Raw genomic sequence first — 22,385 nt, forward strand, 5'->3', positions numbered from 1 at the left:
CGGTCCCCCGTCTCCTACTCAGCCGCTCGCAGGTCCAGGCCGATGTCGAGGATCGGCGAGGAGTGGGTCAGGGCTCCCACGGCGAGGTAGTCGACGCCGGTGTCCGCGTACGCCTTGGCGTTGGCCAGGGTGAGCCGGCCCGAGGCCTCCAGCGTGGCGCGGCCGCCGACGATGGCCACCGCCTCCTCGCACTCGCCCGGCGTGAAGTTGTCCAGCAGGATCAGGTCGGCGCCCGCGTCGACGACCTCGCGCAGCTGGTGCAGGGTGTCGACCTCGACCTCGATGGGGACGTCGGGGAAGCGTTCGCGGACGGCCCGGAAGGCCTGGGCGACGCCGCCCGCGGCGACCACGTGGTTGTCCTTGACGAGGGCGGCGTCGGACAGCGACATACGGTGGTTCACGCCGCCGCCGCAGCGGACCGCGAACTTCTCCAGGGAGCGGAGGCCGGGGGTGGTTTTACGGGTGTCACGCACGCGAGCCTTCGTACCCTCCAGAACGTCCGCCCACGCGCGCGTGGCCGTGGCGATGCCGGAGAGGCGGCACAGGAGGTTCAGGGCGCTGCGCTCGGCGGTGAGCAGGTCGCGGGTGCGGGTGGTGACGGAGAGCAGCTTCTGGCCCTCCGTGACCCGGTCGCCGTCCTCGACGTGGCGTTCGACCTCGAACTCGTCCTCGCAGACGATCGAGACCACCGCTTCGGCGACCCTGAGGCCGGCCACCACGCCCGCCTCGCGGGCGACGAAGTCGGCGGTGGCGACCGCGTCCTCGGGGATGGTCGCGACGGTCGTCACGTCCACGCCGCCCGCCAGGTCCTCCTGGACGGCGACGTTGGCGATGTCCTCGATCTCGACGGGGTCGAGCCCGGCGTCGGCCAGGAGCTGGGCGAGCGCGGGGTCGAGGCCGCACTCCAGGTAGGCCTCTTCGGTGTCCGCGCCGCAGGCGCAGCCGTCGCCGCAGCCGCCGTTCTGGGCGAGGGGAAGGTCGGGGGTGCTGCTCACTGCTCTCACTGCTCCTGGGGACGGTGCGCCGGGGGGTTCGGCCGGGTCGGGGGGAAGTCTGCGGTGTCGGTGGTGCGCACGGCGAGGCTGCGGTCCGGATTGAGCCGTACGACGATGTGGCGGCGCCACGCGGTGTCGTCGCGGTCGGCGTGGTCCTCGCGCCAGTGGCAGCCGCGGGTCTCCTCGCGCAGCCGGGCGGCGGCGACCAGGACGCGGGCCACGCACAGCAGGTTGGTGGCCTCCCAGGTGTCGACGCCGGGCTCGGCGGTCTTGCCGTTCTCGGTGAGCGCGTCGCGGGCCTCGGTGTGCAGCCGCTGGAGCCGGTCGGCGGCCTTGGTGAGGGAGTCGGCGGAGCGCAGCACGCCCGCGCCCTCGGTCATGATCCGCTGGATGGTGAAGCGGGCCTCGGCGGACTGGAGGGGGTGCGCCGGGACCTCGGGATAGGGGACCGGTTCGGGCACGCACGCGTGGAGGCCGCTGTCCGCGTGGGCCGCGGCGATGTCGGCGGCGATGCGCTCGGCGTAGACCAGCCCTTCGAGGAGGCTGTTGGAGGCGAGGCGGTTGGCGCCGTGGACGCCGGTGCAGGCGACCTCGCCGCACGCGTAGAGACCGGGGACGGTGGTGCGGCCGTGCGGGTCGGTGCGCACGCCGCCGGAGGCGTAGTGGGCGGCCGGGGCGACCGGGATGGGCTCGTGGACCGGGTCGATGCCGTGGGCGCGGCAGGCGGCGAGGATGGTCGGAAAGCGGTGCTCCCACATCTCGGCGCCGAAGTGCCGGGCGTCGAGGAACATGTGCTCGGCGCCCTGCTCCTGCATGCGGCGCATGATGCCCTTGGCGACGATGTCGCGCGGGGCGAGTTCGCCCAGCTCGTGCTGCCCCACCATGAAGCGCACGCCGTCGGCGTCGACCAGGTGGGCGCCTTCGCCGCGGACCGCCTCGGAGACCAGCGGCTGCTGGCCCTCCGCCTCCGGGCCGAGGAAGAGCACGGTCGGGTGGAACTGGACGAATTCCAGATCGCTGACCTCGGCGCCCGCGCGGAGCGCGAGGGCCACGCCGTCGCCGGTGGAGACGGACGGGTTGGTGGTGGCGGAGAAGACCTGGCCCATGCCGCCGGTGGCGAGGACCACGGCGGGGGCGTGCACCGCCCCCACGCCGTCGTGCTGGCCCTCCCCCATGACGTGCAGGGTCACGCCCGCGGTGCGGCCGTCTGCGTCCGCGAGGAGGTCGAGGACGAGGGCGTTCTCGACGGTGCGCATCCCGCGCGCGCGGACCGCGTCGACCAGGGCGCGGGAGATCTCCGCGCCGGTCGCGTCGCCGCCCGCGTGGGCGATACGGCGGCGGTGGTGGCCGCCCTCGCGGGTGAGCGCGAGGCCCCCCTCGGCGGACTCGTCGAACTGGGCGCCGGTCTCGATGAGCCGCCGTACCGCGTCGGGGCCCTCGGTGACGAGGATCCGCACCGCCTGCTCGTCGCACAGGCCCGCGCCCGCGACCAGGGTGTCGTCGAGGTGCTGCTCGGGGCTGTCGCCCTCGCCGAGGGCCGCGGCGATGCCGCCCTGGGCCCAGCGGGTGGAGCCGTCGTCGAGGCGGGCCTTGGTGACGACGACGGTGTTCAGGCCGGCCGCCTCGCAGCGCAGGGCGGCGGTCAGGCCGGCCACGCCGGAGCCGACGACCACCACGTCCGCGTCGATGGACCAGCCCGGAGCGGGCGCGTGCAGTCGTATGCCTGTGCTGGTCACGAGGCGGCTCCGAAGGTGAGGGTGATGTTGTCGATCAGCCGGGTCGCGCCGACCCGGGCCGCGACGGCGAGGACCGCCTCGCCGGTGAAGTCGTCGCCGACCTCGGTGAAGTCGGAGGGGTCGACCAGGGCCAGGTAGTCCAGGGCGAGCGGCGGGTCGAGGCGGGCGGCCTCGTCGAGGACCAGCCGGGCCGCCGCGCGGACCTCGGCCGGGCCGCCGGGCACGGCCTTGGCGACGGCGTGCGCGTCGGCCGCCGCGCGGGACTCCCCTATCGCGCTCAGCGCCTCGGCACGCGCGCGCGTGGAGGGCACTTCCCGGGCCCGCGCGCGCAGCGCCTCCAGCGCGACGTGCCGGTCCTGGGCGGCGAACAGCGCGCGGGACAGCGCGAGGGCGGTGCGCCGCTCCTGGGGGGACAGGTAGCGGTTGCGGCTGGACAGGGCCAGGCCGTCCTCCTCGCGGACGGTCGGCACGCCGACGATCTCGACGGGGAAGTTCAGGTCCCGCACCATGCGCCGGATCAGGGCGAGCTGCTGGGCGTCCTTCTGCCCGAAGAACGCGACGTCGGGGCGGGTGAGGTGGAGCAGCTTGGCGACGACGGTGAGCATGCCGTCGAAGTGGCCGGGGCGCGAAGCGCCTTCCAGGCGCTCCCCCATGGCTCCCGCGCGCAGGGTTATCTCGGGCCGGCCGTCCGGGTACATCTCGTCGACGGAGGGCGCGAACACGATGTCGGCACCCGCCTGCCCGGCGGTCTTCAGGTCGGCTTCCAGGGTGCGCGGATAGCGGTCCAGGTCCTCGCCCGCGCCGAACTGGAGCGGGTTCACGAAGACGGTGACCACCACGTAGCCCTTGCGGCCGACGCGCTCCCGCGCGGTGCGGATCAGGGTGGCGTGGCCCTCGTGCAGCGCGCCCATGGTCATCACGACGGCGGTGCGGCCGGGCACCGAGAAGTGCTCCAGGACGTATCCGAGGTCGTCCAGGGTGGGGACGAGTTCGAGGTCGCGGCTCATTGGTCTCCCCCGTTCTCGGGCAGCGCCGCGCCGTCGGCGAGCACACCCAGCAGGTCTTCGGCGAGTTCCGGCTTCAGCAGGCCGTGGGCGAGCGCCCGGTCGGCGGTCGCGCGGGCCATCGCCAGATAGCCGGCGACGGTCTGGGGGGCGTGGGCGCGCAGTTCGGCGATGTGCGCGGCGACGGTGCCCGCGTCCCCGCGCGCGACGGGCCCGGTCAGGGCGGCGTCGCCGGAGCGCAGGGCGTTGTCGAGGGCGGCGCCGAGCAGCGGGCCGAGCATCCGGTCCGGGGCGGCGACACCGGCCGTGCGCAGCAGCTCCAGGGACTGGGCGACCAGGGTGACCAGGTGGTTGGCGCCGAGGGCGAGGGCCGCGTGGTAGAGCGGCCGGTTCTCCTCGGCGATCCACTCCGGTTCGCCGCCCATCTCGATGACGAGGGCTTCCGCCGCGAGGCGCAGTTCGTCGGGGGCGGTGACGCCGAACGAGCAGCCGGCGAGCCGCTGGACGTCCACGGGGGTGCCGGTGAAGGTCATCGCCGGGTGCAGGGCCAGCGGCAGCGCGCCCGCGCGCAGGGCGGGGTCCAGGACCTTCGCGCCGTACCGCCCGGAGGTGTGCACCAGCAGTTGGCCGGGCCGCACGGCGCCGGTCTCGGCGAGGCCGGTGACGAGGGCGGGCAGGGTGTCGTCGGGGACGGTCAGCAGCACCAGGTCGGCGCGTTCCAGCACCTCGGCGGGCGCGACCACGGGCACGTCGGGCAGCAGCAGCGCGGCGCGCCTGCGGGAGGCGTCGGAGACCGCCGAGACGGCGACCGGACGGTGTCCGGCGAGCTGGAGGGAGGCGGCGAGCGCGGGGCCCACGCGACCGGCGCCGACGACGCCGACGGTGAGCCGCGCGGGGCGGTCCCGGGGATCTGGCTGTTGGCTTGTACTCACGCGACGGCGGCCTTCCCGTTCCAGTCCGCTCTGGGTACCGGACGATTTCTCGTCATGTTAACGCGATCGGTTCGAGGGGCGTTCGGTTGTCCACAGGCTGTGGGTTTCTGTCCGAGGTTCCCCTCCGGGCTGCGGAAAACCGGGTGCCCACCCGGGACACGCACGCGATGATCGCCGGCATGAGCGATTCGGCCGAACAGAGCGCCCCGGAACCGCTGTCCGACGACGAGCGGCGCAAGCGGCGCCGTGAGCGGCGCCTCAGCGCGTCCCGCAGCGCGCAGCGCATTCTCGCGCGCCTCGGTTTTCAGCTCACCCTCCGGGAGCGTCTGGCGCTGCTGGACACGGCGTCCGAGCTGTACGACCTGGACGAGCGGGTCGACATGTACGGCGACGGCGTCGTGGAGGCCGTGGAGGAGAAGGTCGCCGGGCTGCTCGGCACGGAGGCCGCCGCGTTCTTCCCGACCGGCACGATGGCCCAGCAGGTGGCCCTGCGCTGCTAGGCGGGCCGCACCGGGAACCCGACCGTCGCCCTGCATGCCCTCGCTCACCCGGAAGTGCATGAGCGCCATGCGTTCAGCCAGGTCAGCGGGTTGCGCCCGGTCCGGGTGACCAGCGAGCCCCGGCTGCCGACCGCCGAGGAGGTGCGGGACTTCCCGGAGCCGTTCGGCGCCCTGATGCTGGAGCTGCCCCTCAGGGACGCGGGTTTCGTGCTGCCGTCCTGGGAGGAGCTGACCGAGGTCGTGGAAGCGGCGCGCGAGCGCGAGGCGGTGGTGCACTTCGACGGCGCGCGCCTGTGGGAGTCGACCGTCCACTTCGACCGCCCCCTCAGCGAGATCGCGGGCCTGGCGGACAGCGTGTACGTGTCGTTCTACAAGTCCCTCGACGGCTACGGCGGCGCGGCGCTGGCCGGTCCGAAGACCCTGGTGGAGGAGGCGAAGGTCTGGCGGCACCGCTACGGCGGCACGGTGTTCCAGCAGTTCCCCACGGTCCTGTCCGCGCTCGCCGGGCTGGAGCGGGAGCTGCCCCGGCTGCCGGAGTACGTGCGGCACGCGCGCGTGGTGGCCGCCGCGCTCCGGGAGGGCTTCGCTGCGGCCGGGCTGCCGCTGGCTCGCGTCCACCCCGAGGTGCCGCACACCTACGAGTTCCAGGTGTGGCTGCCGTACGACGTCGATGCCGTCGCCGAGGCCGCCGTCCGCGCGGCGGAGGAGACCGGGACGGTCCTCTTCGCGAACCCCTGGGACAGCAAGGGTCCGGGCCTCGCCATGACGGAGGTGTACGTCCGGGCCGCCGGCCTGGAGTGGACGGCGGAGGACGTCCGCACCGCGGTCGCGGAGTTCGCGGCACGGCTGGCCGGGGAGACGGCCTGATCGGCGAGGCACCCCCTGGCTGGGGGGCGTCTCGCCCTCTAGAAGCGCGGCCGCAGCCGCGACCAGCGGCTCACATTGCGCCACAGCCGTCCGCCGGCCGGACGGCCCGCCAGGACCGCCGCGAACTCCCGGCGGTCACGCCACTCGCGCGCGACCTGCCAGTCGTGGGCGCCGGGCTGCGGCGGGGCGGCCTCACCGAGGCGGTGGGCGCGGTAGGTGTCGAGGAGGTACTGCTGCGTGACGCTCATGACGGATCGCCTCTTCGGGACGTGGGAGACAGGGGTTCCGGAAGGCTCCGCGGCTGCCCCGGTGCCCTCAGCCTGCGACCGGACCGCACGGCGTGTCCCGTCGGTTGACGGCAGCCGTCAATCGGGAGGAGCGCTGTCGGTGGCCGGGTGCACCATGGGCCCATGAGCGTGAGCATCGACATCACCGGGCTGCCGCAGGAGCGGATCTTCTTCGTGCCGTCACCGCTGGCCGAGCTGGGGATGGCCCTGCACGCGCTCAGCGAACCCGGCCACCATCCGGGGCTCCAGGGCTGGGCGACCGCGGTGTCCTCGCGGCTGGACCCCTCGCTCGCGGACCGCCTGTGCGAGGCGGACTTCCTGTGGCGCACCACGTTCTCCGACGTCTTCGCCCCGTTCGCCGGTGTCCCCGGCGGCCGGACGCTGCCCGGCGCCACCCTCGCCGAGGAGCTGGATCTGCTGGACAAGCTGACCGATCAGCAGTTCGTGCACGCGGCCCTCGAGTTCACCTGCCAGATCAGCTACGACACCGAGACCGCCGGCCCGCTCGAGGACGAGACCGTGCGCCGGCGCGCGCTGGAGATGGCCGCCGCGCGGGGCTGCGTCCAGGAGCGGTTCACCCGGCGGCTGCTGCACGACCCGCCGGCCGTGCGCGCCTGGTTCCGGCAGCTGATGCAGGACTGCGAGGAGGCCTTCTTCGCGGACGTGTGGGCGCGGGTCCAGCCGCAGCTGGCCGCCGACGCGCGGCACAAGACGGAGCTGCTGCGCCGCAAGGGCCTCGCCGACGCCCTGACCGCGATGTCCTCGGCGGTGTCGCTGGACGCGCGGGCCGGGCTGATCACGGTCGACAAACTGATCGTGGGCCGCACCGCCACGGGCGACGGCGGCCTGGTCCTGGTGCCGACCAGCCTGGGCTGGCCGCATGTGATGGTGCTGCACCGGTTCGGCTGGCAGCCCGCCATCACCTACCCGGTCAGCGGTTCCGCGCCGCAGGCCCCGTCCGTCGAGCAGCTCACCCGCCGGCTGGAGGCGCTGGCCCACCCGGTGCGGATGCGGCTGTGCCGGCACCTCGCCCGCGCCCCGCACACCACCAGCGAGCTGGCCGACGCGCACGGCATGTCGGCGCCCGAGATATCCCGGCATCTGAGCGTGCTGAAGAAGGCCGGGCTGATCAGCACCCGCCGTCGGGGGCGATACGCGCAGCACCAGCTGGACCTGTCGGCGGTGGCCCGGCTGGGCAGCGACTTCATCGAGGGCGTGCTGCGCTGACGCCCATCGCGCGGGCGCGCTCAGTCGAGGCGGATGTGCCGGATCCCCACCCGGGCCTGCCGCAGCCGGGTCCGCACGGGACCCTCCCGGTTGGGCCGCAGCGTCAGTCCGGCGAGGACGGCGATCCGGTCGGCCGTCTTCGGCACGGTGGAGTGGTCCGTCCACAGATGCTCGGCGAACTCCGGTTCGCGCAGCCGCTCCAGGCAGTGGTCGAGCTGCCGCACGGCCCAGCTCTCACGGCGGAGTCCGGCATTCTTCCCGGCGAGGTGGCGCAGGACGTGCCCGAACCCCCGCTCGCGCAGCCGCGCGAGGACGGTGTCGCGTTCCGCCAGCAGTGTGAAGTGGCGGACGTCGTGGCCGAGTTCCCGCAGCCGTCCGACGGTCTCGGCGAAGTGGCCGGAGTGGGTGACGGTCATGGGCGCGATCACCACGCCGTCGTGCCGGGTCAGGGCGAGGTCGAGGACTTCGACGACGCCCTGCCGCCAGGCCGCCAGATCCTGGAAGTCTCCGCGCAGGTCGGGCGGCAGCATGCGGCGCAGGCCGAAGCCGACGTGCTCGGGGTCGCAGATGACGCTGCCGGGCAGGCGGCGCTGTATCTCGTGTGCGGTCTGTGTCTTGCCGCCCCCGAAGGGGCCGTTGATCCACAGGAGCATGCGCAGGACCCTACCGACGCCCCCGGAGACCGTCAGCGGTTCGGTGACGTCAGCGGTTCGGGGAAGTCAGCGGGTTCGGGGAAGTCAGCCGTGTCCGCCGGCCCGCACCAGCCCCGTCTCGTACGCGAGGACGACGACCTGCACCCGGTCCCGCAGTCCGAGCTTGGTCAGGATGCGCCCCACGTGCGTCTTCACGGTCGCCTCGGACAGCACCAGCCGGGCGGCGATCTCCCCGTTGGACAGGCCCTGCGCGACCAGCACCATGACCTCGCGCTCCCGCTCGGTCAGCCGTTCCAGCTCCTTGTGCTGCGGCTCGCTGCCGGTGCTGGGCAGCATCGGCGCGAACCGGTCGAGGAGCCTCCGGGTGGTCGAGGGCGCCACCACGGCGTCGCCGCTGTGCACCGCGCGGATGGCGGCGAGCAGTTCGCCGGGCGGTACGTCCTTGAGCATGAACCCGGAGGCACCCGCCTTCAGCCCGGAGAAGGCGTACTCGTCGAGGTCGAAGGTGGTCAGGATCAGCACCTTCGGCGGGTTCTGTTCCGCGCAGATGCGGCGGGTGGCCTCCACGCCGTCCAGCTTGGGCATCCGGACGTCCATCAGCACCACGTCCACGGCGGTCGAGCGGACCGCCTGAAGGGCCTCGACGCCGTCGCCCGCCTCCGCGACGACCTCCATGTCCGGCTGGGCGGCGAGCACCATCCCGAACCCGGTGCGCAGCAGCACCTGGTCGTCGACGAGCATCACGCGGATCGTCATCGGAGCCTCTTCCATGTCCATGGTTGTGAGCGGGGGGGCGTGACAGGTGTCAACGAGGGGCGTACGAATACGTCAATGCGCTGGTTTGAGCGGGAGAAGCGCACTGATGCGGAATCCTCCGCCGGGCCGGGGCCCCGCGTCCAGGGTGCCGCCGACCATCCCGACCCGCTCGCGCATGCCGATCAGGCCGTGGCCCTGCCCGTCGGCGCCGCCCTCCTCGTACAGCTCGTGCGGAGCGCCCTTGCCGTCGTCCTCCACGAGCAGCCCGAGGCCGTCGTCGAAGTACACCAGGCGCACGCTGGCGCCCGCGTTCGGGCCGCCGTGCTTACGGGTGTTGGTCAGCGCCTCCTGCACGATGCGGTAGGCGGTCAGCTCGACACCGCTGGGCAGCGGACGCGGGGTGCCCTCGATCTTGAAGTCGACGGGCAGGCCGGAGTCCCGGCACTGCGTGACCAGGTCCTCGATCTGTTCGACGTCGGGCTGCGGGACGTACTCCCCGCTCTCCTCGTGCTCGCCGGTGCGCAGCACCCCGAGCAGCCGGCGCATCTCCGCGAGCGCCTGGCGGCCGGTGGAGGAGATCGTCTCCAGGGCCTTCTTCGCCTGGTCGGGGGCGGCGTCGAGGACGTAGGCCGCGCCGTCGGCCTGCACCACCATCACCGACACGTTGTGCGCGACGACATCGTGCAGCTCCCGCGCGATCCGGGCGCGCTCGGCGGCGACCGCGACCTTGGCCTGCGCCTCGCGTTCCCTCTCCAGACGAGCGGCGCGCTCCTCCAGCTGCGCGAAGTAGGCGCGGCGGGTGCGGATCGAGTCGCCGAGCACCCAGGCCAGGGCGAACGGCACGGTCTGGAAGACGGCGACCGCGATGTCGCCCGCCACGCTGGTCTCGGTGGCCGGCCAGCGGATCTGGGCGAGCGGCGCGGCGCACAGGCCGGCGGCCAGCGCCAGCCGGGAGGCCCAGCGCGCCCCGACCGCGGCCACCGTGTAGACGATCACCAGCATGGCGAAGTTCGCGGGTGTGGTCGCCACGTCCAGCACGAGCTGGGCCACGCCCGCCCCGATCGCCAGCAGCAGCATCTGCTCCGGCAACCGGCGGCGCAGCGCGACCACGACGCACAGCAGCAGCACGACCGGGACGATGAGGACCGGCACGTCGGTGCCCATGTCCCGTTCGACCTGTCCGCCCATCAGCGAGAGACCGAGCAGGATCACGGCCCAGAAGCCGTCGACCCATGTCGGGTGCCTGCGGAGAAAGTCATAGAGGCGCTGCACGTAACCCAGCGTAGGGAAGCGCGATGCGTGCGGGGGTCAACCGGAGGATCGATCCGTATCGGACACATGTACTCCGCAAGGTGGAGGAGCCGTTCCCCTGTGCGCCTAGCCTGGCCGTGTGACGGATGCGGCGGAGGATGAGGCGAGTGCTGTGAGGGATGGTGTGTCGGGCCCTGTGACGGACGGGACGGCGGGCCCCGGCTGGCGGGGATGGCGGGCGGCGGCGGAGGCCGCGCTGTACGGGCCGGGCGGCTTCTACCGCCGCCCCGAGGGCCCCGCCGGGCACTTCCGTACGTCCGTGCACGCGTCGCCGCTGTTCGCGCGGGCCGTGGCCGGTCTGCTGTGCCGGGTCGACGAGGCGCTGGGCCGCCCGGACCCACTGGACTTCGTGGACATGGCGGCGGGCCGCGGCGAACTCGTCACCGGCGTGCTCGCCGCGCTGCCCGCCGGGACGGCCGCCCGCACGCGCGCGTACGCCGTCGAGATCGCCGCCCGTCCGGCGGAACTCGATCACCGTATCGAGTGGCGCGCCGAGCTGCCGAAGGCCGTCACCGGGCTGCTGTTCGCCAACGAGTGGCTGGACAACGTGCCCGTGGAGGTCGCGCAGACCGATGCCGCGGGCGTGCCGCGGCGGGTGCTGGTGCGGGCGGACGGCACGGAACGGCTGGGCGAGCCGGTCACCGGCGCGGAGGCGGCGTGGCTGGCCCGGTGGTGGCCGCTGCCGGCCGAGGAGGGGCTGCGGGCGGAGATCGGGCTGCCCCGGGACACCGCGTGGGCGTCGGCCGTGTCCTGTGTGGAGCGCGGGCTCGCGGTGGCGGTGGACTACGCGCACACGGCGGACGCGCGCCCCCCGTTCGGGACGCTGACCGGGTTCCTGGAGGGGCGGGAGACGGCGCCCGTGCCGGACGGGTCCCGTGACATCACGGCGCATGTCGCGCTGGACGCGTGCACGCTCCCCGGGGGACGTGTGCTGACCCAGCGCACCGCCTTGCACGCCCTGGGCATCCAGGGCGCACGCCCCCCGCTCACGCTCGCCTCCACGGACCCCGCGGCCTATGTGCGCGCCCTCGCGAGCGCCGGGGAGGCCGCCGAGCTGACCGCGGCGGGCGGGCTCGGCGACTTCGGCTGGCTCGTCCAGCCGGTGGGAATCGCGGACCCGCTGGCGCGGGCCGCGCCCACCGGACACTGAGCCCGGCCCGTCGCGCCGAGCCCTACTTGTCGATGTCCCCGACCACGAAGAACATCGACCCCAGGATCGCCACCATGTCCGCGACCAGCGTGCCCGGCAGCAGCTCGGTGAGCACCTGGATGTTGTTGTACGACGCCGAGCGCAGCTTCAGCCGGTAGGGCGTCTTCTCGCCCTTGCTGACCAGGTAGTAGCCGTTGATGCCGAGCGGGTTCTCGGTCCACGCGTACGTGTGCCCCTCGGGCGCCTTCAGCACCTTGGGCAGCCGCTGGTTGATCGGCCCGGGCGGCAGCTCGGCGATCCGGTCGAGGCAGGCGTCGGCGAGGTCGAGGGCGATGTGCGTCTGCTCCAGCAGGCACTCGAAGCGGGCGAGGCAGTCGCCCTCCCGCCGGGTGACGACCTTGAGGGTGTCCTGCAACTCGCCGTAGGCCAGGTACGGCTCGTCGCGGCGCAGGTCGAAGTCGACGCCCGAGGCGCGCGCGATGGGGCCGCTCACGCCGTAGGCGTGCACCGCCCCGGGGGTGAGCGTGCCCACGCCCCGCGTGCGCCCCCGGAAGATCTCGTTGCCGAGCACCAGGTCGTCGTAGACGTCCATCCGCGAGCGGACGGCGGCGACGGCGGCACGCGCGCGTGCGGTCCAGCCGGCCGGCAGGTCCTCCTTGAGGCCGCCGACCCGGTTGAACATGTAGTGCATCCGCCCGCCGGAGACCTCCTCCATGACGTTCTGGAGCACCTCGCGCTCCCGGAACGCGTAGAAGACCGGCGTGATGCCGCCCAGCTCCAGCGGGTAGCTGCCGAGGAACATCAGATGGTTGAGCACCCGGTTCAGCTCGGCGAGCAGTGTGCGGGTCCACACCGCGCGCGGGGGCACCTCCATGCCGAGCATCCGCTCCACGGCCAGCACCACGCCCAGCTCGTTGGAGAACGCCGACAGCCAGTCGTGGCGGTTGGCGAGCATGATGATCTGGCGGTAGTCGCGCGCCTCGAACAGCTTCTCCGCGCCGCGGTGCATGTAGCCGATCACCGGCTCTGCGCTGGTGATGCGCTCGCCGTCCAGCAGCAGCCGCAGTCGCAGCACACCGTGTGTGGACGGGTGCTGGGGCCCGATGTTGAGCACCATGTCGGTGCTCTCCGCCGCGCCGCCGATCCCGACCGTGGTCTCCGTCGTAGGAGTCATGGCCCCAGTCTCTCCTACGTACGCTGGCCCCATGGAAACGGGGAGCCCGCGGGGCGCGGAGACGGCGGGGGACGATCCGGTGTGGACCGGGCTGCCGCCGGGGCTGCTGCGGATGCGGCGGCTGTTGCTGGTGGTGTGGACGGTGATCCTGGCGGTGGGCCTCGGCCTGCCGCTGGGCCTGCTCGTGGGGCCCGCGTGGGCGGCGTTCGCGCTGCTGCCCCCGGCCTTCGCGGTGGGCTGCTGGGGCCTGCTGGAGCGCAACTGGCGCTCCTGGCGGTACGCCGAGCGCGCCGACGACCTGCTGATCAGCCGGGGCGTGCTGTGGCACGAGGAGACGGTGGTGCCGTACGGGCGCATGCAGCTGGTCGAGGTCACCTCCGGCCCGCTGGAGCGGCACTTCGGGCTGGCCAGCGTGCAGCTGCACACCGCCGCAGCCGCGACCGACGCGACCATCCCCGGCCTGGACCCGGCCGAGGCGGAACGGCTGCGCGACCGGCTCACCGAGCTGGGCGAGGCACGATCGGCGGGGCTGTGAGCGCGCCGGGCACCGAGGACGGCGTACGCCGCGACGACACCGCGGTGACCGAACGGCGGCTGCACCCGGTGACACCGCTGCGGCGGGCGTGGGCTCCGGTCGCCGTGCTGATCGGCTGGGCGCTGCACGACCCGGACGGGACCCAGCGCCAGCTGTCCCGGCTGACCACGACCACCCTGCTGATCGGGCTCGCCGTGCTGATCCCGGCCGCCGCCCTCTACGGCTTCCTCACCTGGTGGTTCACCTACTTCGCGGTCACCGGGACGGAGCTGCGCATCCGCACCGGCCTGCTGTTCCGGCGCACCGCGCACATCCGGCTGGAGCGGATCCAGGCCGTCGACGTCACCCAGCCGCTCCTCGCGCGCGTGGCGGGCGTCGCGAAACTCAGACTCGACGTCATAGGGACCGACAAGAAGGACGAGCTCGCCTTCCTCGGCGAGGACGAGGCGCGAGCGCTGCGCGCCGAGCTGCTCGCGCGGGCGGCCGGTTTCGCGCCCGAGACCGCGCACGAGGTCGGCGAGGCACCGGCGCACCGGCTGCTGCGCGTGCCGGCCAAAGTCCTCGCGCTCTCCCTGGTGCTGACCGGCGCCACCTGGGGCTCGCTGGCCGCCGCGCTCGTCGTCCCGCCGGTGCTGTGGTTCGCCACCCACAGCCTGTGGACGGTCCTCGCCACCGGTGTGCCGCTGCTCGGCGCGGCGGGCGCGAGCAGCGTGGGACGGTTCGTCGCGGAGTACGACTGGACGGTGGCCGAGTCCCCGGACGGGCTGCGGATCGACCGCGGACTGCTCGACCGCGTCCACGAGACGGTGCCGCCGGGGCGGGTGCAGACCGTCCGGATCGTGGAGCCGCTGCTGTGGCGCCGCCGGGGCTGGGTGCGGGTGGAACTGGACGTGGCCGGGTCGTCGAACTCCGTGCTGCTGCCGGTGGCCCCGCGCCAGGTCGCCGAATCCGTCGTCGCGCGGGTGCTGCCCGGGGTGAGCGTGCCGCCGCGCTCGGCCCTCTCCGGGGCGCCGCGACGCGCGGGCCGGTGTGTGCCGCTGTGGTGGCGGGGCTACGGCTTCACCGCACCGACGCCGTCTTCGCCGCCCGACACGGACTGCTGCGGCGCGGCCTGGCCCTCGTCCCGCACGCGAAGGTGCAGAGCGTCCGGCTCACCCAGGGGCCCTGGAAGCGCCTGTGGGGGCTCGCCGACGTCCACGTGGACACGGGAGCCGGCAAGACCGTCACCGCGCGTCTCAGGGACGCCGAGGAGGCCGTCCGGCTGCTGCGGGCGCAGGCCGAGCGATCACGGACGGGACGCAGGGACGCCCGGCCGGACCGGTGGATGGCGTAGCGCTCTGTCCGCGCGGGGCCGGGGGGCGTCGCGCGGCGGCTCAGGAGGCCGCGGTGCGCAGCCCCTGGACGTCGATCTGCTCCGTCTCGTCGTGCGCCGTCAGGTCGATGACCTGGCCGACGGCCCGCCCGTCGGCGGGGCCCGCCGCCTCGGCCTCCGCCTCGGCCTCCGCCTCGATGGCCGCCTCGGTCTCGGCCTTGTGCACGTCCAGCGCCTCCTGGCCGACGACGTCGGCGAGGTCCTCGTTCTGCACGGCCTCCAGGGCGGCGGAGTCCGCGCCCTGCGCCTTCGTGCCGAAGAAGTCGAAGCCGCCCTCGACGGCGGGGCGCCGCGCGGGGGCGGGCGGTACGACCGCGACGGCGGTCGGCACGGTGAAGTGCCCGGCGGGGTGCTGGGGGTCGGCGGGCAGGTCCACGGAGGCGGCGGCCGCGTGCTCCTGGCCGGCGGCCGCCTCGGGCTTCCCCTGCGCCTCGTCCTCCCGCGCGGCCTCCGCCTCGGCGGGACGCCCGGCGCCGGACGCGGTGGCCTGCCGCGGCACGGAGGCCTCGGCGGCATCGGTGGCGAGGTCACCGGCGGCGAGGACACCGGCGGCGGGAGTCTCGGACGACACGTCGGACCTCGGCGCCGCACCGGACGGCGCGACGGCGCCGGGGGTCACCCCGGACTCGACGGCACCTCCGGCACGCGCACCGGACTCGACGGCTCCCCCGGCGTCCGCCTTGGCACCCGCCTCGGCGTCCGCCCCTGCCTCGATGTCGGCCTGCGGGCTCGCGTCCGCCTGCGGGCTCGTGTCCGCACCCGCAGCCCCGTCGCCATCGGCATCCCCATCCGTGTCCGCGTCCGCGTCCGTGTCCGCCGACGCGGCATCCCCCTCGGGGACCGTGCCGGCGTCGTCGAGGCGGGCCAGTGCCGCCCCGGCGCGCAGGAAGAGCCGGGATCCATCCGGGGAGAAGAGCGCGGGCACGGCCCGCTGGCCCACGACGGCCGCGAGTGCCTCACCGGCCTCGGCCGCCCGCTCCGGCCCGGCCTGCTGATCCGGCTCCCGCACCGGCCCCGGCGGCAGCGCCCGCGCGGGCGACGTGGCCTCGATCTCCAGCAGCCGCCGCCCCTCCAGGGCGGTCGCCCGCTCGGTCTCGGCGGTGGCGTACCGGCGCAGCAGTGCCGCGTGCTCGTTGCGCAGACCGGCCAGTTCGGCCCGCTTGGCGCGCAGCCGCTGCTCCAGCTTCCGGCGCAGCTCACGCGATTCGTCGAGGTCGGTCTCCAGTTCGGCGACCCGCTCATCGAAGCGCCACTCGTCGCCCGCACGCGCGCGCGTGAGCTCGGCGACGCGCTTGCCCGCCTGAATGTCCCAGCGCCGCATGACGACCGCGCCGACCACCGCCGTCACCGCGGCGGCGGCGGCAAGGCCGCGCAGCACCATCGGTTCCGTGAACACCCAGGGCCCGAAAGCGCAGACAAGGGAGACGCCCGCGATCGCCGACGGGGGAAGCAGCCTGTGCAGAGGCGGGGAATGACGGTGACGTCCACGTGGCATGGCCAGAAACTTACCGCGCGTAGGCGAATCGTGGTGCCCCAGGCCGTAAAAAGAAAGCCACGCCCAAGGGTTCACGCCCGATCAGGAACTCCGCACGGAAGGAAAGCACCCGTCCTCGAATTCGACAAGATCATTTTCTAGGCCTCGGTCAGCCGCCCGCTCAACCACTCCAGTGCCGCCGGGATCTCCCGCCGCCACGTGTTGAAGTTGTGCCCGCCGCTTTCCAGGATGATCGACGAGATGCGCGTCGGGGGCGCCGCTTTCACCCGGTCGATGAACTTCAGCGTGTCCTTGTAGTTGGTCTCCCCGGACTTGCTGCTGGTGACGAGCAGCGAGGTCTCCGGCGCGGGCAGATTCTCCAGGCACCACCACAGGTCGGCGCGATTGCGCACCGCCTCGTCGCCCTGGAAGAGATCGCCCGTCGTGGCGTCGGTCAGCGCGTTGTAGTAGGGCGACAGGCCCGCTCCGGCGCCGTAGACGTCCGGATGGTGCATCGCGAACTTCAGGGCGCAGTAACCCCCCGTGGAGTCCCCGATGACACCCCATCGGCCGGGTTTTCCGTCCACCCGGTAGTGGGCCTCGACGGCCGCGGGCAGGTCCTTCGCGAAGAACGTCTCCGCCTGCGGGCCGCCGGGGACGTCCACGCACTCGGTGTCCCGCGGCGGCGCCACGGTGGGCCGCAGCATCACCAGGATCATCGGCTCCATCCGGCCGTCGGCCGCCAGTTCCCGGGCGGTGCGCGGGAAGTTCAGCTTGTCGACCAGCGACCTCGCCGTGCCGGGATAGCCGCTGAGCACGACGGCCGCGGGGAACGCGCGGGTGCGGTAGCGCGGCTGGAAGTACTCCGGCGGCAGGTACACGTACGCGGGCACCGTCAGGCCGGTCGAACGGCCCGCCAGGGCGACCTTCTGCACCCGGCCGTTGCTGTCCGGCCGCAGCCCGGGCGCGCCGGGCACGCGCTCGTTCGTCAGGACCTTCACACCGCCGCCCCCGGCGTGGTCGACGACCACGCCCAGGTCGTCCTCCTGCCCGAGCAGGTCCGCCCAGCTCGCGTAGAAGCCGAACGACTGGTTGGCGGCCAGCCCGACCGACGCGAACAGCGCCAGCTGGGTGGCCAGCAGCAACCCGATCCGCCCGCCGACGACCCGCCAGCCGCGCCGGGCCAACCGCGGCCACAGCCACACCGTTGCGGCGAACAGCGCGACGGCCGACCCGACCGCCAGCGCCAGCACCACGTCACTCGTGAGCCCCATGGGTGGTATCCACCCGTCCTTCCTGAACTTTCCCTGACTTTCCCCGGCCTTTGACCCCGCTTGGCAGAACGGAGTGAACCTCCGCCCCCCAGACACCGTCCTAGAGGGCGCAATGTCGCCGGATGCCCGAATCGGCACCGGATCAAGCTCTCTCGCAGAACCACGGGATGCGATGTCTGTCAGGGAAGATGGGGAAGTGTCGGGCGGGGTTCCGGGCGGATCGAGCCGGGCGCGCCGACTGCTGCGCGGCCCGCGACCGGAGGCCGTACCCGGCCTCGTCGCCAGGGCCTGCGCCCTCGTCGGGCTGCTGGACATCGCCGCGGGCGTCTTCCCGCGCTTCCGGTACAGCAGGATGCACGCCCTCGCCGAGGTGCTGCCCGGCGCGCTCGGCCCGTTCGCGGCGGCGCTCTCGCTCAGCGCCGGCGTGCTGTTGCTGCTGCTCGCGCACGGGCTGAAGCGCCGCAAGCGCCGCGCCTGGCGGGCCACCGTCGCGCTGCTGCCGGCCGGCGCGGTCGCCCAGTTCGCCTACCGGCACTCCGTGCTCGGCGTGGTGATCTCGCTCGCCCTGCTCGCGGTCCTGCTGCGGTACCGCGACCAGTTCGCGGCCCTGCCCGACCCGCGCAGCCGGTGGCGCGCCCTCGCCAACTTCGTACTGATGGGCGCCGGTTCCCTCGCCCTCGGTCTGGTCATCGTCGGCGCCCACCCCGGCCGCATGGTCGGCGACCCCAGCCTGGCCGACCGCCTCACCCACGTCCTGTACGGCCTGTTCGGCTTCGAGGGGCCCGTCGACTACCGCGGCAACACCTCCTGGACGGTCGGCTTCTCCCTGGGCGCCCTGGGCCTGCTCACCGCGGTCACCACCGTCTACCTCGCCCTGCGCCCCGAGCACCCCGCCGCGCGGCTCACCCAGGAGGACGAGGTCCGGCTGCGGGCCCTGCTGGACAAGCACGGCGGGCGCGACTCGCTCGGCCACTTCGCGCTGCGCCGCGACAAGGCCGTCGTCTTCTCGCCCAGCGGCAAGGCGGCGGTCACCTACCGCGTGGTGTCCGGTGTGATGCTCGCCAGCGGCGACCCCATCGGCGACGTCGAGGCCTGGCCCGGCGCCATCGAACGCTTCATGGACGAGGCCCGCGCCCATTCCTGGACCCCGGCCGTCATGGGCTGCTCCGAGACCGGCGGCGAGGTGTGGACCCGCGAGACCGGCCTGGACGCCCTCGAACTGGGTGACGAGGCGGTGGTGGACGCCTCGGATTTCTCCCTCGCCGGCCGTGCGATGCGCAATGTGCGCCAGATGGTCAAGCGCATCGAGCGCGCCGGTTACGAGACCCGAGTACGACGCGTGCGTGACCTCGGCGAGGCCGAACTGGAGCGGATCCGCCGGGCCGCCGACGACTGGCGCGGCACCGACACCGAACGCGGCTTCTCCATGGCGCTGGGCCGCATCGGCGACCCCGCCGACGGCGACTGCCTGATCGCCACCGCGCACCGGGCCGACGGCGAGCCGGGTCCGTACGGCGACCTGAAGGCGATCCTGCACTTCGTGCCCTGGGGCACCGACGGGGTCTCCCTGGACCTGATGCGCCGCGACCGCTCGGCCGACCCCGGCATGAACGAACTGCTGATCGTCGCCGCCCTCCAGGCCGCGCCGGAACTCGGCATCGCGCGTGTGTCGCTCAACTTCGCGATGTTCCGCTCGGCGCTGGCGCGCGGCGAGAAGATCGGCGCGGGTCCGGTGCTGCGCGCCTGGCGGGGGCTGCTGATCTTCCTGTCCCGCTGGTTCCAGATCGAATCCCTGTACAAGTTCAACGCCAAGTTCCAGCCCCGCTGGGAGCCGCGCTTCGTCGTCTACCGCGCCTCCGCCGACCTGCCGCGCATCGGCTTCGCGGCGATGCAGGCCGAGGGCTTCCTGGACCCGGCCGAGCTGCTGCCGCGCCCGCTGCGCCGCCGCCGGCCCGCACCCCGCCCGTGCGGCCACGCCGTACGGGAACAGGACACCCGCGCGGCGGGAGAGCGGGACGTCCGCGCGGGGCGCGAACAGGACACCCGCGCGGGACGGGGACAGGACGTCCGCACAGCCAAGGAACGGGACGCCCGCACGTCCGAGGAACGGGACGCGCGCGCCTCCGAGGAACGGGACGCGCGCGCCTCCGAGGAACACGAGGTCCACGCGGCCGAGGAACACGAGGTCCACGCGGCCTGATGCGCGGGACAGTGCGCCGTGGCGCCCAGGACAGGCCCGGGCGGAAGCCCGCCCCCTCCTCCGGCTCCGGAGGGCTTCCGCCCGGGCCGCACGGCGTGAAGAGCCGCGCGCCCCGGGGGGCCTACGCTGAACGTATGAGCAACCAGAGCGGACGCGGACACATCGCGGGCCTTCCGGATTGGGACCGCTGCGCGGTCATGGGCGTCGTGAACGTGACGCCCGACTCCTTCTCCGACGGCGGCCGATGGTTCGACACGACCGCCGCGGTCAAGCACGGCCTGGAGATGGTCGCCCAGGGCGCCGACCTGGTCGACGTCGGCGGCGAGTCCACCCGCCCAGGCGCCACCCGGGTCGACGAGTCCGAGGAACTGCGACGGGTCATCCCCGTCGTCCGCGAACTGGCCTCCGAGGGCGTCGTCGTCTCCGTCGACACCATGCGCGCCCCGGTCGCCGAACAGGCCCTCGCGGCCGGCGCCGCCCTCGTCAACGACGTCAGCGGCGGCCTCGCCGACCCGGCGATGATCCCGGTCGTGGCCGACGCCGGCGCCCCCTTCGTCGTCATGCACTGGCGCGGCTTCCTGGAGGGCGGCAACGTCCGGGGCGTCTACGACGACGTCGTCACCGAGGTCGTCGACGAGCTGCACGCGCGCGTGGAGGCCGTCCTGGCGGGCGGCATCGCCGCCGACCGGATCGTCGTCGACCCCGGCCTCGGCTTCTCCAAGGACGCCGAGCACGACCTGACCCTGCTCGCCCACCTGGACCGGCTGCGCGGACTCGGCCATCCGCTGCTCGTCGCCGCCTCCCGCAAGCGGTTCCTCGGCCGGGTGCTCGCCGGACCGGAGGGCGCCCCGCCGCCCGCGCGGGAGCGCGACGCGGCGACCGCCGCCGTCTCGGCGCTCGCGGCACAGGCCGGCGCGTGGGCGGTGCGAGTGCACGAGGTGCGCGCGACGGCGGACGCGGTACGCGTCGCACGCGCCGTGGAAGGGGCGCGCATGCCGGACAACGCGCCGGTGGCGGCTTCCGCACGCCAGGCGTACGGCACCGCACACACGCCGGGCGCCTGCGCCCCCGAGGCGCGCCCCGTCGACACCACCCCCACCGGCGCACACTCTGAAGGAACCCGGTGAGCGCTCCCCACACCGACGTCGAGCAGGTCGAGCTCGCCAACACCGCCTTCTACGAGGCACTGGAGCGCGGCGACTTCGAGACGGTCTCCCGGCTCTGGCTCGCCCCGTCCGACCTGGGCGTCGACGAGACGTACCACGACCCGGCGGACACCGGAGTGGTCTCCTGCGTACACCCCGGCTGGCCGGTGCTCACCGGCCGCGGCGAGGTGCTGCGGTCGTACGCGCTGATCATGGCCAACACCGACTACATCCAGTTCTTCCTCACCGACGTCCATGTCTCCGTCACCGGCGACACCGCCCTGGTGACCTGCACCGAGAACATCCTCAGCGGTGGGCCCGCCCCCGCCGACGGCGACGAGCTGGGCCCGCTGGTGGGCCAGCTCGTGGTCGCCACCAATGTGTTCCGGCGCACGCCCGACGGCTGGAAACTCTGGTCGCACCACGCTTCACCCGTCCTCGCCGAAACCGACGAGGCCGAGGGCGACGACAACCCCGCCTGAGCGGGTAGAGGCACCCCGGAGGGCCGGAACGAGACGGAAGAGAGCCCGAAGGGACCAAGGAGTGGTTGGAATCACGCAGCGCCGGGTAGGGGCGGCTACCAGCCCGTGACCCGCCGGGTTCCCCAGGGGAAACGCACGGTGGAGCCTCCTGGCCCCGGCCGGGCCCACGCCCCCGTGGCCCGGTGCTGTCAGTGCCCGCAGGTAGATTCGTCCGAGGCCGGTGTGCCCTCCGCACACGGCACGGACCGGTCGCAACCGACGATTGCAGGAGTGATTCGCGTGGATCGTGTCGCGCTGCGCGGCCTGAAGGCCCGCGGGCACCACGGTGTGTTCCCCAAGGAGCGCGAGGAAGGCCAGACCTTCATCGTCGACCTCGTCCTGGGCCTGGACACCCGGCCGGCCGCGGCCGACGACGACCTGGCGAAGACGGTGCACTACGGCATCGTGGCGGAGGAGGTCGTGGCCGTCGTCGAAGGCGAGCCCGTCAACCTCATCGAGACGCTCGCCGAGCGCATCGCCCAGGCCTGTCTGAAGCACGAGGGAGTCCAGGAGGTCGAGGTCCGCGTCCACAAACCGGACGCGCCGATCACCGTCCCCTTCGACGACGTGACCGTCACCATCACCCGGAGCCGAGTATGACCCCGTCCTTCACGCAGGGTCCCGACGACCCGACCGTCCAGCCGGTGCCCGCCGCCGTCGTCGAGAAGGTCGACGCCGCCGACACCACCCTGCACGACCCGAAACGCGCCGTGCTCTCCCTCGGCTCCAACCTCGGCAACCGCCTGGAGACCCTCCAGGGCGCCATCGACGCCCTGGAGGACACACCGGGCGTACGGATCAAGGCGGTCTCGCCGGTCTACGAGACGGAGCCGTGGGGCGTCGAGCCCGGCAGCCAGCCGTCCTACTTCAACGCCGTCGTGGTGCTCAAGACCACGCTGCCGCCGTCCTCCCTGCTGGAGCGGGCCCACGCGATCGAGGAGGCCTTCAACCGGGTGCGGGACGAGCGCTGGGGCCCGCGCACCCTCGACGTCGACATCGTGGCCTACGCCGACGTGGTCTCCGACGACCCGCGGCTCATCCTCCCCCACCCGCGCGCCCACGAACGCGCCTTCGTCCTCGTCCCCTGGCACGACGTGGACCCCGACGCCCAGCTGCCCGGCCGCGGTCCCGTGGCCGGTCTCCTCGGTACGATCACCCGCGAAGGCGTCGCGCCCCGCGCCGATCTGGAACTCCGGCTGCCCGAGTAGTCGTTAAGGTCGAGACGACCACCGTCGGGGAGATCCGCCAGGCCGGACACCCGGGAAGCCGAAG

Annotated in this window: 18 protein-coding genes and 3 pseudogenes; 10 read left to right on the forward strand and 11 right to left on the reverse strand. The window is 73.7% G+C overall.

What is annotated here, in order from left to right; all coding sequences use genetic code 11:
• Positions 1 to 14: 14 nt before the first annotated feature.
• From nadC to VE614_RS00200, 4 genes are all read right to left on the reverse strand, one after another.
• Entirely contained in the window at positions 15 to 1,004 is a 990-nt protein-coding gene (nadC, locus tag VE614_RS00185) for a carboxylating nicotinate-nucleotide diphosphorylase (RefSeq protein WP_414719461.1), read from the reverse strand.
• Complete coding sequence (locus tag VE614_RS00190; RefSeq protein WP_324929882.1) at positions 1,001 to 2,731, reverse strand: L-aspartate oxidase; 1,731 nt, start codon at positions 2,729 to 2,731, stop codon at positions 1,001 to 1,003. The genes nadC and VE614_RS00190 overlap by 4 nt, the downstream gene beginning before the upstream one ends.
• Positions 2,728 to 3,648: a pantoate--beta-alanine ligase gene (gene panC, locus VE614_RS00195; RefSeq protein WP_414719464.1), complete on the reverse strand. Its 921-nt coding sequence runs from the start codon at positions 3,646 to 3,648 to the stop codon at positions 2,728 to 2,730. Before panC ends, VE614_RS00190 begins: the two co-directional genes overlap by 4 nt.
• 86 nt (positions 3,649 to 3,734) lie before the next feature.
• Positions 3,735 to 4,667, reverse strand: a complete 933-nt coding sequence (locus VE614_RS00200) for a Rossmann-like and DUF2520 domain-containing protein (protein WP_324929887.1) — start codon at positions 4,665 to 4,667, stop codon at positions 3,735 to 3,737.
• A 179-nt stretch (positions 4,668 to 4,846) separates the two neighbouring features.
• Between VE614_RS00200 and VE614_RS00205 the strand changes: the two are divergent.
• Positions 4,847 to 6,034 (forward strand): annotated as a pseudogene (locus VE614_RS00205) (threonine aldolase family protein).
• A gap of 38 nt (positions 6,035 to 6,072) precedes the next feature.
• Here VE614_RS00205 and VE614_RS00210 read toward each other — a convergent pair.
• The gene (locus tag VE614_RS00210; protein WP_324929890.1) at positions 6,073 to 6,282 is read right to left on the reverse strand and encodes a hypothetical protein; all 210 of its coding nucleotides are present in this window, start codon (positions 6,280 to 6,282) and stop codon (positions 6,073 to 6,075) included.
• A 162-nt stretch (positions 6,283 to 6,444) separates the two neighbouring features.
• On the opposite strand from VE614_RS00210, the gene VE614_RS00215 reads away from it, so the two are divergent.
• A complete protein-coding gene (locus VE614_RS00215; RefSeq protein WP_324929893.1) occupies positions 6,445 to 7,548 on the forward strand; it encodes a DUF5937 family protein in 1,104 nt (367 codons plus the stop codon).
• A gap of 20 nt (positions 7,549 to 7,568) precedes the next feature.
• Here the strand turns inward: VE614_RS00215 and VE614_RS00220 are convergent, their stop codons facing one another.
• From VE614_RS00220 to VE614_RS00230, 3 genes are all read right to left on the reverse strand, one after another.
• Positions 7,569 to 8,201 carry an AAA family ATPase gene (locus VE614_RS00220; RefSeq protein WP_324929896.1) on the reverse strand — a complete coding sequence of 211 codons (633 nt, stop codon included), beginning with the start codon at positions 8,199 to 8,201 and terminating at the stop codon, positions 7,569 to 7,571.
• 84 nt (positions 8,202 to 8,285) lie between these two features.
• Complete coding sequence (locus tag VE614_RS00225; RefSeq protein WP_324929899.1) at positions 8,286 to 8,957, reverse strand: response regulator transcription factor; 672 nt, start codon at positions 8,955 to 8,957, stop codon at positions 8,286 to 8,288.
• Positions 8,958 to 9,029: 72 nt separating this feature from the next.
• Complete coding sequence (locus tag VE614_RS00230; protein WP_324929902.1) at positions 9,030 to 10,229, reverse strand: sensor histidine kinase; 1,200 nt, start codon at positions 10,227 to 10,229, stop codon at positions 9,030 to 9,032.
• A 175-nt stretch (positions 10,230 to 10,404) separates the two neighbouring features.
• On the opposite strand from VE614_RS00230, the gene VE614_RS00235 reads away from it, so the two are divergent.
• The gene (locus VE614_RS00235; protein WP_324929905.1) at positions 10,405 to 11,418 is read left to right on the forward strand and encodes an SAM-dependent methyltransferase; all 1,014 of its coding nucleotides are present in this window, start codon (positions 10,405 to 10,407) and stop codon (positions 11,416 to 11,418) included.
• A 22-nt stretch (positions 11,419 to 11,440) separates the two neighbouring features.
• On the opposite strand, the gene VE614_RS00240 is transcribed toward VE614_RS00235, so the two are convergent.
• Positions 11,441 to 12,592 carry an NADH-quinone oxidoreductase subunit D gene (locus VE614_RS00240; RefSeq protein ID WP_324929908.1) on the reverse strand — a complete coding sequence of 384 codons (1,152 nt, stop codon included), beginning with the start codon at positions 12,590 to 12,592 and terminating at the stop codon, positions 11,441 to 11,443.
• Between the two features lie 31 nt (positions 12,593 to 12,623).
• On the opposite strand from VE614_RS00240, the gene VE614_RS00245 reads away from it, so the two are divergent.
• Together VE614_RS00245 and VE614_RS00250 are read left to right on the forward strand one after the other, a co-directional pair.
• Positions 12,624 to 13,127: a PH domain-containing protein gene (locus tag VE614_RS00245; RefSeq protein ID WP_324929912.1), complete on the forward strand. Its 504-nt coding sequence runs from the start codon at positions 12,624 to 12,626 to the stop codon at positions 13,125 to 13,127.
• A pseudogene (locus VE614_RS00250) lies at positions 13,124 to 14,460 on the forward strand (PH domain-containing protein). Before VE614_RS00245 ends, VE614_RS00250 begins: the two are co-directional and overlap by 4 nt.
• Before the next feature lie 40 nt (positions 14,461 to 14,500).
• On the opposite strand, the gene VE614_RS00255 reads toward VE614_RS00250, so the two are convergent.
• Together VE614_RS00255 and VE614_RS00260 are read right to left on the reverse strand one after the other, a co-directional pair.
• Positions 14,501 to 15,994, reverse strand: coding sequence for a hypothetical protein (locus VE614_RS00255; RefSeq protein WP_324929914.1), 1,494 nt, complete (start codon positions 15,992 to 15,994; stop codon positions 14,501 to 14,503).
• A 137-nt stretch (positions 15,995 to 16,131) separates the two neighbouring features.
• A complete protein-coding gene (locus tag VE614_RS00260) occupies positions 16,132 to 17,247 on the reverse strand; it encodes an alpha/beta hydrolase (RefSeq protein WP_324929917.1) in 1,116 nt (371 codons plus the stop codon).
• Between the two features lie 196 nt (positions 17,248 to 17,443).
• On the opposite strand from VE614_RS00260, the pseudogene VE614_RS00265 reads away from it, so the two are divergent.
• The 5 genes and pseudogenes from VE614_RS00265 to folK form a co-directional block, all read left to right on the forward strand.
• A pseudogene (locus VE614_RS00265) lies at positions 17,444 to 19,252 on the forward strand (phosphatidylglycerol lysyltransferase domain-containing protein); the annotation flags it as partial.
• A 329-nt stretch (positions 19,253 to 19,581) separates the two neighbouring features.
• The gene (gene folP, locus VE614_RS00270; protein ID WP_324929920.1) at positions 19,582 to 20,574 is read left to right on the forward strand and encodes a dihydropteroate synthase; all 993 of its coding nucleotides are present in this window, start codon (positions 19,582 to 19,584) and stop codon (positions 20,572 to 20,574) included.
• Positions 20,571 to 21,074, forward strand: coding sequence for a nuclear transport factor 2 family protein (locus VE614_RS00275; RefSeq protein WP_324929922.1), 504 nt, complete (start codon positions 20,571 to 20,573; stop codon positions 21,072 to 21,074). Before folP ends, VE614_RS00275 begins: the two co-directional genes overlap by 4 nt.
• Before the next feature lie 279 nt (positions 21,075 to 21,353).
• Positions 21,354 to 21,713, forward strand: a complete 360-nt coding sequence (gene folB, locus VE614_RS00280) for a dihydroneopterin aldolase (RefSeq protein WP_166001081.1) — start codon at positions 21,354 to 21,356, stop codon at positions 21,711 to 21,713.
• Positions 21,710 to 22,321 carry a 2-amino-4-hydroxy-6-hydroxymethyldihydropteridine diphosphokinase gene (gene folK / locus VE614_RS00285; RefSeq protein WP_324929929.1) on the forward strand — a complete coding sequence of 204 codons (612 nt, stop codon included), beginning with the start codon at positions 21,710 to 21,712 and terminating at the stop codon, positions 22,319 to 22,321. Before folB ends, folK begins: the two co-directional genes overlap by 4 nt.
• The last annotated feature ends 64 nt before the right edge of the window (positions 22,322 to 22,385 follow it).

The organism is Streptomyces sp., assembly GCF_035645055.1.
Lineage (GTDB): Bacteria > Actinomycetota > Actinomycetes > Streptomycetales > Streptomycetaceae > Streptomyces.

Coding starts and splice junctions, on each gene's coding strand:
- folP (WP_324929920.1), top strand. CDS start 19,582: ATGAGCAACCAGAGCGGACGCGGACACATCGCGGGCCTTCCGGATTGG.
- VE614_RS00220 (WP_324929896.1), bottom strand. CDS start 8,201: ATGCTCCTGTGGATCAACGGCCCCTTCGGGGGCGGCAAGACACAGACC.
- panC (WP_414719464.1), bottom strand. CDS start 3,648: ATGACCATGGGCGCGCTGCACGAGGGCCACGCCACCCTGATCCGCACC.
- VE614_RS00245 (WP_324929912.1), top strand. CDS start 12,624: ATGGAAACGGGGAGCCCGCGGGGCGCGGAGACGGCGGGGGACGATCCG.
- VE614_RS00225 (WP_324929899.1), bottom strand. CDS start 8,957: ATGACGATCCGCGTGATGCTCGTCGACGACCAGGTGCTGCTGCGCACC.
- VE614_RS00255 (WP_324929914.1), bottom strand. CDS start 15,994: ATGCCACGTGGACGTCACCGTCATTCCCCGCCTCTGCACAGGCTGCTT.
- VE614_RS00240 (WP_324929908.1), bottom strand. CDS start 12,592: ATGACTCCTACGACGGAGACCACGGTCGGGATCGGCGGCGCGGCGGAG.
- VE614_RS00215 (WP_324929893.1), top strand. CDS start 6,445: ATGAGCGTGAGCATCGACATCACCGGGCTGCCGCAGGAGCGGATCTTC.
- VE614_RS00260 (WP_324929917.1), bottom strand. CDS start 17,247: ATGGGGCTCACGAGTGACGTGGTGCTGGCGCTGGCGGTCGGGTCGGCC.
- folK (WP_324929929.1), top strand. CDS start 21,710: ATGACCCCGTCCTTCACGCAGGGTCCCGACGACCCGACCGTCCAGCCG.
- VE614_RS00210 (WP_324929890.1), bottom strand. CDS start 6,282: ATGAGCGTCACGCAGCAGTACCTCCTCGACACCTACCGCGCCCACCGC.